General features: G+C 60.0%; 15 protein-coding genes and 1 riboswitch. Of the genes, 13 read left to right on the top strand and 2 right to left on the bottom strand.

Translation table 11 applies throughout. From position 1 onward, the window contains the following. Positions 1-2: 2 nt before the first annotated feature. Complete coding sequence (locus tag NFU03_RS08055; protein WP_251637695.1) at positions 3-506, top strand: YwgA family protein; 504 nt, start codon at positions 3-5, stop codon at positions 504-506. 81 nt (positions 507-587) lie between these two features. Here the strand turns inward: NFU03_RS08055 and NFU03_RS08060 are convergent, their stop codons facing one another. Next, positions 588-773 (bottom strand): 2-hydroxymuconate tautomerase, encoded by a 186-nt coding sequence (locus NFU03_RS08060; RefSeq protein WP_251637696.1) that lies wholly within the window; start codon positions 771-773, stop codon positions 588-590. Positions 774-841: 68 nt separating this feature from the next. On the opposite strand from NFU03_RS08060, the gene NFU03_RS08065 reads away from it, so the two are divergent. Next, positions 842-1,372 (top strand): YwhD family protein, encoded by a 531-nt coding sequence (locus NFU03_RS08065; protein WP_251637697.1) that lies wholly within the window; start codon positions 842-844, stop codon positions 1,370-1,372. 508 nt (positions 1,373-1,880) lie between these two features. Here the strand turns inward: NFU03_RS08065 and NFU03_RS08070 are convergent. Further along, a complete protein-coding gene (locus tag NFU03_RS08070) occupies positions 1,881-3,938 on the bottom strand; it encodes a transglycosylase domain-containing protein (protein ID WP_251637698.1) in 2,058 nt (685 codons plus the stop codon). Between the two features lie 163 nt (positions 3,939-4,101). Between NFU03_RS08070 and NFU03_RS08075 the strand changes: the two genes are divergently transcribed. The 11 genes from NFU03_RS08075 (at position 4,102) to NFU03_RS08125 (ending at position 15,195) form a co-directional block, all read left to right on the top strand. Continuing rightward, positions 4,102-4,539, top strand: a complete 438-nt coding sequence (locus tag NFU03_RS08075) for a YwiB family protein (RefSeq protein WP_251637699.1) — start codon at positions 4,102-4,104, stop codon at positions 4,537-4,539. Continuing rightward, on the top strand, positions 4,536-6,203 hold the full coding sequence (gene argS, locus NFU03_RS08080) for an arginine--tRNA ligase (RefSeq protein ID WP_251637700.1): 1,668 nt from the start codon (positions 4,536-4,538) through the stop codon (positions 6,201-6,203). Before NFU03_RS08075 ends, argS begins: the two co-directional genes overlap by 4 nt. Before the next feature lie 123 nt (positions 6,204-6,326). Next, positions 6,327-6,512: riboswitch (cobalamin riboswitch) on the top strand. Between the two features lie 115 nt (positions 6,513-6,627). After that, on the top strand, positions 6,628-7,638 hold the full coding sequence (locus NFU03_RS08085; RefSeq protein WP_251637701.1) for an ABC transporter substrate-binding protein: 1,011 nt from the start codon (positions 6,628-6,630) through the stop codon (positions 7,636-7,638). Continuing rightward, on the top strand, positions 7,635-8,630 hold the full coding sequence (locus NFU03_RS08090; protein ID WP_251637702.1) for a FecCD family ABC transporter permease: 996 nt from the start codon (positions 7,635-7,637) through the stop codon (positions 8,628-8,630). Before NFU03_RS08085 ends, NFU03_RS08090 begins: the two co-directional genes overlap by 4 nt. Next, a complete protein-coding gene (locus tag NFU03_RS08095) occupies positions 8,630-10,099 on the top strand; it encodes an adenosylcobinamide amidohydrolase (protein ID WP_251637704.1) in 1,470 nt (489 codons plus the stop codon). The genes NFU03_RS08090 and NFU03_RS08095 overlap by 1 nt, the downstream gene beginning before the upstream one ends. Further along, positions 10,087-11,055, top strand: coding sequence for an adenosylcobinamide-phosphate synthase CbiB (gene cbiB, locus NFU03_RS08100; protein WP_251637706.1), 969 nt, complete (start codon positions 10,087-10,089; stop codon positions 11,053-11,055). The genes NFU03_RS08095 and cbiB overlap by 13 nt, the downstream gene beginning before the upstream one ends. Next, a complete protein-coding gene (locus NFU03_RS08105) occupies positions 11,042-12,691 on the top strand; it encodes a bifunctional adenosylcobinamide kinase/adenosylcobinamide-phosphate guanylyltransferase (protein WP_251637708.1) in 1,650 nt (549 codons plus the stop codon). Before cbiB ends, NFU03_RS08105 begins: the two co-directional genes overlap by 14 nt. Next, the gene (locus tag NFU03_RS08110) at positions 12,688-13,524 is read left to right on the top strand and encodes a cobyric acid synthase (protein ID WP_251637711.1); all 837 of its coding nucleotides are present in this window, start codon (positions 12,688-12,690) and stop codon (positions 13,522-13,524) included. The genes NFU03_RS08105 and NFU03_RS08110 overlap by 4 nt, the downstream gene beginning before the upstream one ends. After that, a complete protein-coding gene (gene cobS, locus NFU03_RS08115; RefSeq protein WP_251637712.1) occupies positions 13,521-14,282 on the top strand; it encodes an adenosylcobinamide-GDP ribazoletransferase in 762 nt (253 codons plus the stop codon). Before NFU03_RS08110 ends, cobS begins: the two co-directional genes overlap by 4 nt. Next, positions 14,255-14,854 carry a histidine phosphatase family protein gene (locus NFU03_RS08120; protein WP_251637714.1) on the top strand — a complete coding sequence of 200 codons (600 nt, stop codon included), beginning with the start codon at positions 14,255-14,257 and terminating at the stop codon, positions 14,852-14,854. The genes cobS and NFU03_RS08120 overlap by 28 nt, the downstream gene beginning before the upstream one ends. Further along, entirely contained in the window at positions 14,794-15,195 is a 402-nt protein-coding gene (locus NFU03_RS08125) for a bifunctional adenosylcobinamide kinase/adenosylcobinamide-phosphate guanylyltransferase (protein ID WP_251637716.1), read from the top strand. The genes NFU03_RS08120 and NFU03_RS08125 overlap by 61 nt, the downstream gene beginning before the upstream one ends. Positions 15,196-15,201: the final 6 nt, after the last annotated feature.

The following is a 15,201-nucleotide window of genomic DNA, read 5'->3' on the forward strand; positions in this document are numbered from 1 at the left end:
TTATGCTTGCGGAACACGCAAAGATTGTCCGGATGATCGCCTTGGCGGATGAAGTGAACGGACGGAAGAAACTACAGAAGATGGTATACATATTGAAGAAGCTCCAATTCGATTTCGCCGCGAAATACGAACTGCACATGTACGGCCCGTACTCCGAGGAACTGACGCTGCGCGTGGAAGAACTGTGCGAGATGGGTTTTCTGGATGAAACCTGCACCGACAAAGGCTCGTACGTGCAGTACACGTACCAGGCGACCGAAGACGGCGTCAAGTTCTCGGAAACGTCCGATTTCCAGGCGGACGAGCTCGCACCGTGCATCAGCCGGCTGAACGGGCAGAGCTCCCGTTTCCTCGAACTCGTCTCGACCCTGCTCTACTTCGACCATCTCGAACGCACCGAACAGATCGAGAAAGTGCGCATCGTGAAAAACAAACTAAATTTCACTGATGACGAAATGGACGCTGCTTTTGATTTCATCGCAGAAATGGCGGCGTGCGTCGCATAAACGTATAGAAAAAGCCGGATGGGGCAGGGGAGACCTGCGTGCCATCCGGCTTTTCATGTTTCTTGAATCAGGTTTCCTGAGTCATTGATCGCTGAGACGTTTTCCGGCAACCGCATAATGCGATTTCGGCATCTCCTCGATGAATACGACGACCTTCTCCTTCGGTGCATTGACGGTTTCCGCCACGGCCTCTGTCACTTTCTCGCACAGCGCCCGCTTCTGTTCATCCGTCCGGCCTTCCAGCATCTTGACAGTCACATATGGCATTCCAGTTCCCCCTCCCCGATAAATTCGGTATAGTATACATAGTATCAGATAGAGAGGGGCATGCGGAAATGGCAGACGAGCAAAAACCGAAACAGAAGATGGGCTTCACGATCATAAAGAACGACCCGACCGACGGACACAAAGGATTCGGCATCGGATCACTGTCGCTTGAAAACGTGACGCCCGTCATGATCGATACGGAAGAGGGCAGCGCGTTCATCGAGATCGGCGCCATGCATGCGAAAAGCGATATCGAGCGGGGCATCAAGTTCACGAAGGACCGCGCCGACTCGGAAGGCGGCAAACTGTACTGGCTCGTCTGGGTCACGATCGATTTCAATGAAAACGGTCCGTACTATGCTGGAGTGACGTCTTGCGAAATGATCGTCAACCGGGAGAAGCGCCGCGGTTACAAAATTTTGGCGGACCACGTCAACCGGATGGACAAGTCGATGAAGCGTCAGATCCTCGTCGAGAACTTGGACGAAGCGTCGAAAAAGATCCTCGCCGACTTCCTGAGAGGGCACAACGAAGCGATGTGGGACAACAGCGAACCGAAGCTCCACATCGCCCTCAGCGAATCATCGCCGCATTTATGAAACCTTTATGACAAAAGTAGATTGCGAGAACATGTAGTTGAATGTCATAGCGAAACGCAGTAAACTATAGACAGCTTGCAATTGTAGGCTAGGACACTCGGGCTCGCCCGACGACAAAAAGCTTCCCGCCGTTCGACCCAACGGCAGGAAGCTTTTTTCGTTGTGTGGCGGGGCTAAGCGATCAATTCCATCGCCGGACCGATCAATTAGCCCGGCTGAGCGATCAATTCGGGCCGCTAACCGATCAATTCGCGCGGCTAAGCGATCAATTCCACCGCCGAACCGCTCAATTCAGCGCTCAAGCAGCCAGCGAAACCGCTCAAGCCAGCCGCCAACCGCCAACCGCTCAAGCCTGACTCTTAAGCGCTCAAGAGGCCCGCCAAACGCTCAAGCACCATGCCCAAACGCTCAAGCAAGCTGTGAAACGCTCAAGCCCACCCCTAAAACGCTCAAGCCAGCCGGCAAGCGCTCAAGCACCACACCCAAACGCTCAAGACCCATCCAGCCATCACTCAAAAAACGAAAACGGGAACAGCTCGAACCCTTTTTCCTGCTTCGTCCCCTGCAGGCGCGACTCGCGCAGCGTTTTATCCGTGCATAACTGCTTCGGCACGTCGCGTTCCTTCACGTAGACGAGCCGCTGCTTCGAACAGCCGTCCACGGCGAGCCCGCCCGTCTCGATGTCGACGGTGACCCCTTTCACCCCGCGCGGCGGCAGGAACGGCTCGGGACGCTGGCCCGAATGCGCGGCTTCCATGAAGTCGATCCAGATCCGCTTCGACGCAGCCTTGTCCTGCGCGTCCTCGATCTGCCGGCCGACGTCATACCCGGTCCAGATCCCCGCCGTCAGCGTCGGTGAATAGCCGATCAAATACTGGTCGGAAAGCGTCGTGCCGGATTTCGCAGCATACGGCCGTGTCTGCGAGGCGCGCATCGACACGCCAGTCGACGTCAGGTAATCGTTGAACACCGGGTCGAACATCCCCGTCATCAGGTGGGTCAGCACGAAGGCGTTCTGCTCCGTCATCGCCCGTTTCTTCGTCTGCTCGGGATGCTCATATACGAGTTTCCCGCGCGAGTCCTCGATCGACAAAATGAGGACGGGGTCGATCTTCCTGCCGCCGGACGCGACCCGGTTGTAGGCGCCCGTCATCTCGAACAGCGTCACCGCGGACGTCCCGAGGGCGACAGCCGGCGACTCGGGGAATTTCACCTGGATGCCGAGCTTCTCGGCCATCGAATTGTATTTCCGGTAGCCGATCTCCTCGAGCGTCTTCACCGCATAGATGTTGTCGGACACGGCGAGCGCCTGGGCAAGCGATATCGGATGATCGCCGAATTTTCCGTTGACGTTGCTCGGTTCATACGACGAACGGCCGTCGTCATACGTGAAGATCGTCTTCTCCGTCGACAGGAATGTCAGCGGATTAAATCCGTCTTCGAGCGCCGCAGCATACAAGATCGGTTTCATCGCAGAACCGGGCTGCCGTTTCGCCTGTGTGACCCGGTTGAATGGACTCTCGGCATAACTTCGTCCGCCGACCATCGCCGTCACTTCGCCTGTTTCCGGTTTCATCGACACGAAGCCGATCTGCAGGTCGTTTTCCGGCATTTGTGCCGCGATGATCTCCTCCGCATTCTTCTGATGCGCGAGGTCGAGCGTCGTCTTGATGGTCCAGCCGCCTTCCGCCGGGTACCGTCCTTTGCTGATGAGGATCTTCTCGGCTTCCTGCCAGGCTTCATTCAGAAAATACGGGGCGATGTCTTTCGTGTCCGCCCATTCCTCGGTCTTCAGCGCAATCGCTTCGGTCCCGGCGCGCTCCTGCTGTTCCGGGGAGATGAACCCCTGTTCCTCCATGAGCCGCAGGACGATCTTGCGTCGGTTCTCAGACTTCTCGAGGTTCGCAGCAGGGGAGTAGATCGACGGCCCTTTCGGAATTGCCGCAATCGTCGCCGCCTCCTCGAGCGTCAGCTTCGCCGCGGGCTTCGCGAAGAAATACCGGCTCGCCGCTTCGACGCCGTACATGCCGTGCCCGAAATAGACTGTGTTCAAATACCCTTCGAGAATGCGCTCTTTATCGTAGAAGATTTCCATGCGGTAAGCATAGAGGGCTTCGTTCGCTTTCCGGGTCCACGACTTCTCGTTCGTCAAGTACAGATTCCGGGCATACTGCTGGGTGATCGTGCTCGCGCCTTCCACTTTCCTCCGCGCTTTCACGTCTTTCAGCACGGCGCCCCCGATCCGTTTGTAGTCGAACCCGCCGTGCCGATAAAAATTCTTGTCCTCCACCGCGACGAACGCATCGACCAGGAACGGCGACATGTCATCGAGGCCGACCCAGTAGCGCCGCTCGCCGGAAAACCGGTCGCCGATCTGCCGCTCGTTCCGGTCGACGAAGATGGACGCTTCCGGCACGCTCAGCGACGGCGGTCCTGCGATCTGCGCATACACCCGCAGGCAGACGAGCACGGTGACCACAGCCGTGCAGGCCGTGATCATCAGCAGTCCAGCAAAGCGGAAGCGCGCCCTGCGCCTGTTCTTCTTCACAAAATCGATCCGCCGCATAGCATCGCGTCCTTCCTCTGTCAGTTATGTTCAGTATGAGAAAGAGACGGGCAAATTAAACGAAACACTGCGAAAAAGGGACATCCGGCGGGCAAGGATTGAAAAAGACGCCGGCGAACCGCTATAATGGATAGAATATAGACTAATAAAAGGCGGTGAACGGATGGGAACGCAGCCTCCACTCGTGCCGGTATCCATCGGCTTGAAATCGGAAATCCGGCATCCGGGACAGGAACTGGACATCATGGAACTGGATTTGCACGGGTCCATCATGGAAAAAGCGGGGAAACGGTACTTGCGCTACGAAGAGACGAACAATGGCGCTGTCGTGAAGACGACCGTGAAACTCGATCCGGAAGACGCCGTCATCATGCGGACGGGGGCGGTCCGGATGCGGCTGCCGTTCGCCCCGGATGGCATGCGGCTCGGCTCGTACGCGAACGGCCCGCTCGAACTCGATTTGAGAGTGGTCACGAATGCACTCGTCCTGACGGAAGACCGGAACAGCGGCGAGTTCCACGTCCGCTATGACATGCACGCGGAAGACGGACTGCTCGGAAGCTATGAACTGACTATTACTTACGCGGAGGGAACACGATGAACGCAGTTGAACAGATCCAGAACGAAGTGAAACAGGCGCTGCACGCAGCAGTGCTGAAGACCGGCCTGGCCGATGAACAGGACCTGCCCGAAATCATGCTCGAAGCCCCGAAGAACAAAGCAAACGGGGACTATGCGACCAACATCGCGATGCAGCTGACCAAACTTGCGAAAAAACCGCCGCGTGCCATCGCGGAAGAGATCCTCGCCCAGCTCGACACGGCAGGGACGTCGATCGAATCCGTCGACATCGCAGGCCCTGGGTTCATGAATATCGTCCTGAAGAAGGATTACCTCGGTGACGTCGTCAAGACGGTCCTCAGCCAGGGAGAAGCGTACGGCCGCACGGATACAGGTGCAAATGAAAAAATTCAAATCGAATTTGTCTCGGCGAATCCGACAGGCGATCTGCACCTCGGCCATGCCCGCGGCGCCTCACTCGGCGACGCGCTCAGCAACATCCTCGATTTCGCCGGGTACGATGTCTCCCGCGAATATTACATCAACGACGCAGGCAAGCAGGTCGAAAACCTCGCCCGCTCCGTCGAAGCCCGTTATTTCCAGCAGCTCGGCCTGGACAAGGACATGCCGGAAGACGGCTACCAGGGCCCGGATGTCATCGAGATCGCAAAGCAGCTCGTCGAGGAGCATGGCGACAAGTTCGTCCATGTATCGGACGAAGAACGCTATGATTTCTTCCGTCAATACGGCCTCGAAGTCGAACTCGGCAAACTGAAGCAGGACCTCGCCGACTTCCGCGTTCCTTTCGACGTCTGGTTCTCGGAAACGACGCTGTACGAAGACGGCAAGATCGCCACGGCGCTCAACAAGCTCCGCGAAAACGGCCATGTCTACGAAGAAGACGGCGCCACGTGGTTCCGCTCGACCGATTTCGGTGACGACAAGGACCGCGTGCTTATCAAGAACGACGGCTCCTACACGTACTTGACGCCGGACATCGCCTATCACGAAGACAAACTGCGCCGCGGCTTCGACACCCTCATCAACATCTGGGGCGCCGACCATCACGGCTACATCCCGCGCATGAAAGCCGCCATCCAGGCGCTCGGCTACGACCGCGACACGCTCGAAGTCGAAGTGGCCCAGATGGTGCAGCTGTACAAGGACGGCGAGAAGTTCAAGATGAGCAAGCGGACGGGCAAAGCCGTCACGCTGCGTGAACTCGTCGAACTCGTCGGCCTGGACGCGACCCGCTACTTCTTCGCGATGCGCTCCGGCGACTCGCAGATGGACTTCGACCTCGACCTCGCCGTTTCGAAATCGAACGAGAACCCGGTCTACTACGCCCAGTACGCGCATGCCCGAATCTCGTCGATCCTGCGCGCTGCAGGGGATCAGGGCTTTGCAGCATCCACGGAACACGTCGATCTGCTGACGTCCGAGAAAGAGATTGAACTTCTGAAAAAGATCGGCGACTTCCCGCAGCTCGTCGGCGACGCCGCACGCCTGCGCGCGCCGCACCGCATCACAACGTACATCCAGGAACTCGCCGCCGCGTTCCACAGCTTCTACAACGCGGAGAAAGTGCTCGATCCGGAGAACCGCGAGCTGACCGAAGCGCGTATCGCTCTGATCACCGCAGCCCGCACGACGATCGCCAACGCCCTGAAACTCATAGGCGTCAACGCTCCAGAACGCATGTAAAAACCGGTGCCTGTGCAGCACACAATTCGGACACTATTCGGAATAGTGTCGAAGTTGTGTGGCGCACAGGCACCCTTTCTTTTTTTCACACACTTCTGTATAATGGCAATGGAACACTAATACATACCAAACACGCAAAAAGGTGCCCCGTGAAGACGGGGTTAAAAGGGAAGCCGGTTCAAGTCCGGCGCGGTCCCGCCACTGTAAGTGCCAGCTCGTCCACAACTGCCACCGGCCGAAAACCGGGAAGGCGTGGAGCCGGGCGTCCGGAGCACAAGCCAGGAGACCTGCCTTTTTGTCGATCACCCGGTCCCTACGCGGATAGGCACGGTGAAATTCGGCGGATTCCGCCTGATTTCGTCTGCGCTCATCCTCCGTACATTTGAACGGGGGATTTTGTTTGGCAAAAACAGGAGGAACCAACATGAAGAAACTATGGCAGCTTTGGCTGACCGCCGTGCTCGCCGTCCTGCTTCTGACCGCTTGCGGCGGAACGGACGATACGAAAGACAAGAACGGTACGGACAACAGCGCAGCAACAACGGAACAATCGGACAGCGGCAAGGATTCCGGAAGTACCACCGAAGACAGCACGGACACCGTCACCTATCCATTGACCATGACGGACGCGACCGGGCAGGAAATCACGCTTGAGAAGGCGCCTGAAAAAATCATCTCGACCCTTCCGAGCAACACTGAAATCCTGTTCGCGCTCGGCTTTGATGACGAAATCATCGCAGTCGACGACTACTCCGACTACCCGGAGGCCGCAGTCAATAAAGACAAAATCGGCGACATGAACTTAAATATCGAAAAAATCATCTCCCTGAAGCCGGACATCGTATTCGGCCACGAAATGTCCCTGCCGGGCGCGGAAGCAGGCTTCCAGCAGATCCGTGACGCGGGCATCCAGCTGTTCGTCGTCAAGAATGCGATGAACTTCGACGAAACGTACGGCACGATCGAAGCGATCGGTGAAACGGTCGGCAAGAAAGGCGAAGCCGCCAAAATTGTGGAAGACATGAAAGCGAAAGCGGACGAAGTCGCAGCGAAGACGAAGGACGTCCAGGACAAGCGCCGGGTCTTCGTCGAAACATCCGATGTCCCGGAAATCTATGCACCTGGAAAGAACACCTTCATGCAGGAGATCCTCGACAAAATTGGTGCTGAAAACGTTGTGACCGAAGAAGGTTGGGTCATGATCAGCCCGGAAGAGATTGTCAAACAGAACCCCGATGTCATCGTCGTCATGCATGACTACACACCGGATGTCGTCAACAGCGTCAAGAAACGGGAAGGCTTCGCGGACCTGACAGCGGTCAAGGAAGACCATGTCGTCCAAGTCGATGCCAACTTGACGAGCCGGACAGGCCCGCGCCTGGCGGAAGGACTCGAAGAAGTCGCCAAAGCGGTCTACCCTGAGGCCTTCAAGTGAGAAAGCCCCTGATCGCCTATACTGTGTCAGCCGCCGTCCTAGCCGCGGCGGTCTGGCTCGGTGTATCGATCGGCGCCGTACATATCCCGATCAGCACGCTCTGGAACCCGGGAACTGATCAGACATCCGCAACAATCCTATGGAACATCCGCATGCCGCGTGTCATCCTCGCGGGGCTCGTCGGCGCGTCGCTCGCGATCGCCGGCGCCGCGTTCCAGGGGCTGCTGAAGAACCCGCTCGCGGATCCCTACACCCTCGGAGTGTCATCCGGCGCCTCGGTCGGCGCTGTGATGACACTCTTTTTCGGCATCAGCCTGCCGTTCCTCGGCCTGTACACGCTGCCCGTTTTCAGCATGATCGGCGCCGCCGTCACGATGTTCATCGTCCTCGGCTTCGCAAAACTCGTCGACCGCGGACTCAACATGGAGACGATCATCCTGACGGGCATCATTTTCGGGTCGTTCCTCGGCTCCGTCCTGTCGCTCATGATCGCACTCACCGGGGAGGAACTGCGCCAGATCATTGGCTGGCTCCTCGGCAGCGTCTCGATGCGCGGCTGGAACTACGTCTGGATGATCGTGCCGTTCACGGCCATCGGTTCCTTCCTGTTGTGGATGAACCGCAGGGAACTGAACGCAATGCTGTTCGGCGAGGAACGGGCGAAGCATCTCGGCGTCGACGTCGCCCGCCGCAAGCTCGTCATCCTGATCGGCGGCTCCATTTTGACCGGCGCCGCCGTCTCGGTCTCGGGGACGATCGGCTTTGTCGGCCTCGTCGTTCCGCACATGACCCGCCTGCTGTTCGGATCCGATCATCGGCACCTGCTGACGCTGTCGTTCCTGAACGGCGCGTCGCTGCTCATCATCTGCGACCTGCTCGCACGCACGATCATCGCGCCGACCGAACTGCCCGTCGGTGTCATCACGGCATTCATCGGAGCACCGGTGTTTGCCTTCATCTTTTATCGACAGCGAAAAGGGGGCAATGCCTGATGCTGAATATTCACGGACTGTCCGGCGGCTATGGCAGAGGCCTGGTCGTCGACAATGTGTCATTTCAAGTGAGTCCCGGGGAAGTGCTCGGCATCCTCGGCCCGAACGGCAGCGGCAAATCGACCCTGCTGAAACTGATCTCAGGCGTCCTGCCGAAACAGACCGGAACGATCGAAATTGGCGGGAAACCGGCGGATAGCTACACCGCGAAAGAGTTCGCACGTGAAGTCGCCGTCCTGCCGCAGCTCCACGCCCACGCCTTTTCCCACACCGTTCGGGCTACTGTCGAACTCGGCCGTTATCCATACCAGACCGGCCTCTTCTCGAGCTGGACGGAAGAGGATGAAGCCGCCGTCAGCCGCGCCATGGAACGGACAGGCGTCATGCGCTACGCCGATACGCTCATCGAATCGCTCTCCGGCGGCGAACAGCAGCGCGTCTTCGTCGCCCAGGCGCTCGCCCAGCAGGCACCGCTCCTGCTGCTGGACGAACCGACGAACCACCTCGACATCGCCTACCAGCAGCAGCTTCTTGACACGGTCCGGAGCCTCGCTGCTGATGAAGGAAAGACCGTCGTCTCCGTCTTCCACGACGTCAACCTCGCTGCGCTCTACTGCGACCGCCTGCTGCTCATGCAGGACGGGAAGGTCTCGGTCATCGGCGCACCGCAGGACGTCGTCAAGGAGCCGATCATCCGCAGCGTCTACAAGGCGGACGTCGTCACGCAGCCGCACCCTGAGCTGCCGAAACCGCAGATGACGCTGCTGCCGTCAAAGCCGGAGCGCAAGGAACCCGCTTATTCAGTCGATGAAATCCAGTTCACCGTCACGTCCGACGCCGTCGTCCTCAACACGGCCGTTCCGCTGAAAACGGTCTCATCCGCTGTCCACAATCCGGGGACGGGCTGGTACCGGACGTTCGTCAACCGGCGCGTCGATGCCGCCTACAACGCGGACGACGTCAAAGGGGAAATGGCACACTACTTGGAGACGGAAGGCCATCATCTGACCGACACGGTCGGCATGATGACCGCCGTCCATACGAAAGACGCGGAGATCCGGCGTTACATGGGCGACGGGTTCTCCGTCGTCATCGCCGTCACGGCAGGCGTCGGCAACGCCGTCGATGCGTCGTGCGCCGCCAAGCGCGAAGTGACCGCCGGGACGATCAACACATGGATCTTCGTCAACGGACGGCTGTCCGACGAAGCGTTCATCCAGGCAATGATCACCGCGACCGAAGCGAAAGCGCGTGCGTTGCAGAGTGAACGCGTGCTCGACCCGCTCACCGGCACACAGGCGACCGGGACGTCGACGGACAGCGTGCTCATCGCCGCAGTGCAGACGGGCGTGCAGCTCGACTACGCCGGACCGGTCGCGCCGCTCGGTAAACTGATCGGCACCGGAGTCTACGAATGCACCGTCCGGGCGATCCGGACGTACAAGGAGGCGAAAGGATGGACCAGCTGATCGCCCTGCACCTGGCTGCTGTGACGGCCGGCTTTCTTCTCGACCGGCTCATCGGCGATCCGCCCGGCTGGCCGCATCCTGTCCGCTGGATCGGGACGTGGATCAGCTGGCTGATGAAGCGGCTGAACCGCGGGGAATACCGGACGGCGAAGGGAATGGTGCTGCTCATTGTAGTCGTCCTGCCCGCGAGTCTCGCGGCCGGACTGCTGACGTACGCGGCGTTCTGGATCCACCCGGCGGCCGGCGCCGTCATGGAAAGCGTCCTCATCGCCGTGGCGCTCGCGCAGAAAAGCCTTGGCGACGCTGCGCACGACGTCGCGGTTCCGCTCGCAGCCGGCGATCTGCCGGAAGCCCGCCGCAAACTGTCGTGGATCGTCGGAAGGGACACCGATTCGCTCGATGAACCCGAAATCACCCGGGGCGTCGTCGAAACCGTCTCCGAAAACAGTTCGGACGGCGTGACGGCGCCGCTCCTCTTCGCCTTCCTCCTCGGCGCACCCGGCATTTGGCTGTACAAAGCCGTCAATACGCTCGACTCGATGGTCGGCTACAAAGACGAGCGCTATGCGCAATTCGGGACAGCATCCGCCCGCACGGACGACGTCCTGAACTTCATCCCGGCGCGCCTCACTGGGCTCGCCATCGTGCTCCTCTCGCCGAACCCAAGCGGCCTCCCGCTGAAATCCCGGCTTGCCGGCTGGCGGTCGGACGCCCGCAAGCATCCGAGTCCGAACAGCGGCTGGCTGGAAGCGGCCACGGCCTGGCAGCTCGGCGCCACGCTCGGCGGAACGAATACATACCGCGGCGTCACGTCCCGCCGGCCTCAGTTCGGCCCGGGACTCCGCCCGCTCTCAGCAATCGATATCGACAGGACTCTCGTCCAGCTCACCCGCGCCTCGTGGGCCGTCTGGGCGCTCGGCATCCTGATAGGAGGACTCTGCTATGCAATTGCCTGACCACGGCGCGAACCCGCATGCGCTTTACAACCGTCTCGGCCTGATGCCGCCCGCATCGATCACGGATTTCAGCGAAAACTGCAATCCCGCCGGCCCCCCGGCAGCGGTGTTCCAGCAGTGGGAGCAGCTCTACCCGGCCATCGCGCGGTATCCCGATCCTTCCGGCGAACCGTTTCTATCCGCCATCGCGGCCTACCACGGCGTCGCGCAGCAGAATATCATCCTCGGCAACGGCGCGGCGGAACTGCTGTCGCTGCTCGCAGCGCAGTACCGCGGAAAAAGCGCCATCCTCATCGACCCGGCGTTCTCCGAGTATGAAGCGACGCTGTCAGCGGCAGGCGCCCGAATCACCCGCATCCAGGCGAGGGAGGAAGACGGATTCGCCCTGCCTGCAGAAGCAATCGAAACAGCACTTCCGGACGCTGATGTGCTCTATTTGTGCACACCGAACAACCCGACAGGCCTGCTGCCGAAGCGGGACGAACTGCTCCGCCTGATCCGCACCGCTGCGAAGCACGGCTGCGAAGTCATCGTGGATGAAGCGTTCATCGACTGGGTCGGAGAGGAGCACTCTCTAATTCCGTACCTGGATGAATTCCCGCACGTCACGATCGTCCGCTCCATGACGAAACTGTACGCGATCCCCGGCATCCGGCTCGGGTACGCAATCGCGAATTCAGAGCGGATCGCCGGCCTGAAACGGCGGGCACCACACTGGAACGTCAATGCCGTGGCCGCCCGCATCGGTGCGCTCTGCCTTGATCAAGAAGAATACAGGCAGAAAGCGGTCCGGTATGCGGCCTGCGAACGCCGCAAGATGATGGAATTCCTGGAAGCGCGCAGCTGTACCGTGCTCCCATCCGTCACGAACTACCTGCTGTTCCAGCCGCCGGCGGGCATACCGGCGGACATCGTGTTCCGGCGACTGCTCGTCTCGGGAATCGTTGTCCGCCACACTGAAAACTTCAAAGGGCTCGACGGCCGCTGGCTCCGCATCGGCATGAAAACCGGGTATGAGATGAAAACCCTTCGCACAGCACTCGACGCTTGCTTGGCGGACGGTACGCTCACGTTCATCTGCGGCGGGGTTCGGAGCGGCAAGAGTGCCTACGCCGAACAGCTCGTCCGGACGGAAGCGGAAAAGACCGGCGGCCGCCTCGTCTATATCGCCTCCGGCACACCGGGGGACGCCGAAATGGCCGCCCGCATCGCCCGTCACCAGCACGACCGGGCGGATGACGGCTGGACGACGATCGAACAGCCGACCGACCTGGAGCGCGTGCTGCCGCAGCTGCAGCCGGGCGACCATGTCCTCTGGGACTGCGCGACGACGTGGCTCGCGAACGTCGCATTCGCAGGCTGGGAGACCGGAACGCCGTGTATCGAGCAGCCCGGCTGCCTCGAACAGGAACTCGAAACGCTGCTCGGCACTAACCGCGAGATCCGACGTATCGCCCGTCAGCTCGTCATCGTCTCGAACGAAGTGTTCGACGAAACGCTGAACACGGAGGAAGCGACACGTTCCTACACGCTCACACTCGGCTCGCTCCATCAGCGGATTGTCGCAGACGCAGACATCGCAATCGAGATGGACAGCGGCATTCCTGTATACCACAAAGGGGGCGTCAGACGATGAAGGGAATCATGGTGATAGGAACGTCGTCCGATGCAGGGAAAAGCCTGCTGTGCACCGCGCTCTGCCGGCTGCTTGCAAACGAAGGATGGCGCGTCGCCCCGTTCAAGTCACAAAATCTATCTCCCTATACAGAACGCGCTGAAGATGGCATCCCGATCAGCCGCGCGCAGTTCATCCAGGCACAAGCTGCACGTACGAAACCAGTCTCTGCCATGAATCCGATCATCCTGCAGACCGGTGCGGACGGCACGCTGACCGGCACGTTTTGCGGGGAACCATTGGCGGAAACAACCGGCATGTCCTACCGTGAAAACTATTTCGACAAAGCGATCGGGTCGATCCGGCAATCTCTGCAAGTGCTGGCATCCTCCTATGATCTGCTCGTCATCGAAGGAGCCGGCAGCCCGGTGGAGATGAATCTGAAAGACCGTGACATCGTCAACATGCGCGTAGCCCAGCTGGCCGATGTACCAGTGATCCTCATTGCCGACATCGACCGCGGCGGTGTTTTCGCTTCGATTGCAGGTACGCTCGCATTGCTCACGCCTGACGAGCGGCAGCGAGTGAAAGCCATTGTGATCAATCAATTCAAAGGAGATCCAGCCAGTTTCCGTGACGGAATTGACTGGATCGAATCCTATACCGGTCTTCCGGTGGCCGGTGTGATCCCCTATAAGCCGGACCATGGTATCGCCGAGGAGGACGCATTGCGTCACGGAAAGTTGGACATGACGTCGCCGGATGCCTTCGAAGACTGGGCATCACACGTCCGCACCGCGCTCAACTGGCCGCTCATCCGATTGATCATCGGCATTGGCGGGGTGGGCGAATGACCGGCATCCTGCTCGCCCTCCAGTTCTTCACGAGCATCCCGGTCCGCAGGGAGCTGCCGATGGACCGCCGCCACATCACCATCATGTATGGTGCCCTGCCATGGATCGGCGCGCTCATCGGCCTCGTGCTCGCGGGTGTCCATGCCGCAAGCAGCTTCGCCGGGTTCAGCCCGCTTCTCACCGCTGTCCTGCTGCTTGCAGCCGGGATCATCCTGACAGGCGGTCTGCATCTGGACGGCGTCGCGGACACGAGCGATGCGTACTTCTCCTACCGCGATCAGCAGCACCGCCACGAAATCCTGGCGGATCCGCGCATCGGCGCATTCGGCGTACTCGGTCTGCTGACGGTCGTTTTGCTGAAATTCGCGCTGCTGTACGAGTGGGCGCTCACGCAGCCGTCCGCCTGGTACTGGCTGGCGGTCATCCCGTTTTTAGCGAGAGGGACGATGACGCTCTACTTCGTATCGGTGCCGTCTGCGAAAGAAAGCGGCATCGCGCACTTCTTCTTAAGTAAAATAAGCAGCGGCCCGCTCATCGGCTGGACGGCCGGCTGCCTCGTGGCGGTCGTCGTGCTGCTCGGCTTCCTGCTCAAAACGACTGTGCTGCCGCTCGGGCTGCTCACAGTCATCGGGCTCGCCATCTGGCTGTATCGATCATGGACCGTCCGCCAGTTCGGCGGCGTCACGGGTGATTTGAGTGGGGCATTCATCGAAGGGATGGAGGTTCTGCTATGGCTGACGGTATTGAGCTTGTCCTGATCCGGCACCTGCCGACAGCGGGAAATGGGCTCCGGCAGTATATCGGCTGGACGGATGAACCGATCGTACCGGTGCACGTGCTGCCGTCTGCAGAACAGCCGTCTGTCGTGTATGGCAGCGATCTGCTGCGCGCCCGGCAGACCGCCGCCCTGCTGTTTCCGGACGCACACTACCATCCGGATGCCGGCTTCCGCGAATGTAATTTCGGCGTATTTGAAGGGAAAACATATGACCAGCTTGAAACTAATACACTATACCGGCAGTGGGTCGATGATCCGTATAACATCTCCCCGCCCGGCGGGGAATCGATGCAGCAGCTCGAAAAACGCGTCATTGCGGCGTTCCTAGGACTGCCGCCGGGCGCCCGGATCGTCACGCACGGCGGACCGATCCGCCTGCTGCTCGCCCGGTTCGCGCCGGAGCAGCGGGAATTCTGGGACTTCGGCGTCCCGCACGGCAGCTGCCACCGGCTGTATTGGGACTCGGCAGCTGCCTGGAAGGAGGGGGAACGATGCATGTCATACTCGGCGGAGAAGCGAACGGCAGACGGCGATACGTCCGGGAACGGCTGATCGATCAGGCCGGGCAGGCCGTCTGGCTCGGCGAGGAAAGTCCGCTCGACCTATCTGCGGCACGGGTAACCGCGGCCGATGACACGGTCGTCGTGACGGGGCTCGAAACCTGGATGGCAGGGCGTCTGTCGGATGAAGACCGGGCCGCAGAGGAACTGCTTTCATTCATCCGGAACAGGAACGTGTTCGTCATAGTGACGGACATCGGCCGCGGCATCGTACCGGCCGACCCGGCAGCGCGGGCACTCCGCGACGCCTGCGGCCGGCTCACGCAGCGGCTGGTTCAGGAAGCGGAAACGGTCACACGAATCTGGTTCGGCATTCCGCAAAAATTGAAGTAAGGGAGA

Origin of the sequence: Sporosarcina sp. NCCP-2716 (assembly GCF_023707985.1) — a bacterium.
GTDB lineage: Bacteria > Bacillota > Bacilli > Bacillales_A > Planococcaceae > Sporosarcina.

Bases quoted from the DNA above. Each gene is read 5' to 3' on its own strand.
- NFU03_RS08055 (WP_251637695.1), top strand. From the start codon at position 3: ATGCTTGCGGAACACGCAAAGATTGTCCGGATGATCGCCTTGGCGGAT.
- NFU03_RS08060 (WP_251637696.1), bottom strand. From the start codon at position 773: ATGCCATATGTGACTGTCAAGATGCTGGAAGGCCGGACGGATGAACAG.
- NFU03_RS08065 (WP_251637697.1), top strand. From the start codon at position 842: ATGGCAGACGAGCAAAAACCGAAACAGAAGATGGGCTTCACGATCATA.
- NFU03_RS08070 (WP_251637698.1), bottom strand. From the start codon at position 3,938: ATGCGGCGGATCGATTTTGTGAAGAAGAACAGGCGCAGGGCGCGCTTC.
- NFU03_RS08075 (WP_251637699.1), top strand. From the start codon at position 4,102: ATGGGAACGCAGCCTCCACTCGTGCCGGTATCCATCGGCTTGAAATCG.
- argS (WP_251637700.1), top strand. From the start codon at position 4,536: ATGAACGCAGTTGAACAGATCCAGAACGAAGTGAAACAGGCGCTGCAC.
- NFU03_RS08085 (WP_251637701.1), top strand. From the start codon at position 6,628: ATGAAGAAACTATGGCAGCTTTGGCTGACCGCCGTGCTCGCCGTCCTG.
- NFU03_RS08095 (WP_251637704.1), top strand. From the start codon at position 8,630: ATGCTGAATATTCACGGACTGTCCGGCGGCTATGGCAGAGGCCTGGTC.
- cbiB (WP_251637706.1), top strand. From the start codon at position 10,087: ATGGACCAGCTGATCGCCCTGCACCTGGCTGCTGTGACGGCCGGCTTT.
- NFU03_RS08105 (WP_251637708.1), top strand. From the start codon at position 11,042: ATGCAATTGCCTGACCACGGCGCGAACCCGCATGCGCTTTACAACCGT.
- NFU03_RS08110 (WP_251637711.1), top strand. From the start codon at position 12,688: ATGAAGGGAATCATGGTGATAGGAACGTCGTCCGATGCAGGGAAAAGC.
- cobS (WP_251637712.1), top strand. From the start codon at position 13,521: ATGACCGGCATCCTGCTCGCCCTCCAGTTCTTCACGAGCATCCCGGTC.
- NFU03_RS08120 (WP_251637714.1), top strand. From the start codon at position 14,255: ATGGCTGACGGTATTGAGCTTGTCCTGATCCGGCACCTGCCGACAGCG.
- NFU03_RS08125 (WP_251637716.1), top strand. From the start codon at position 14,794: ATGCATGTCATACTCGGCGGAGAAGCGAACGGCAGACGGCGATACGTC.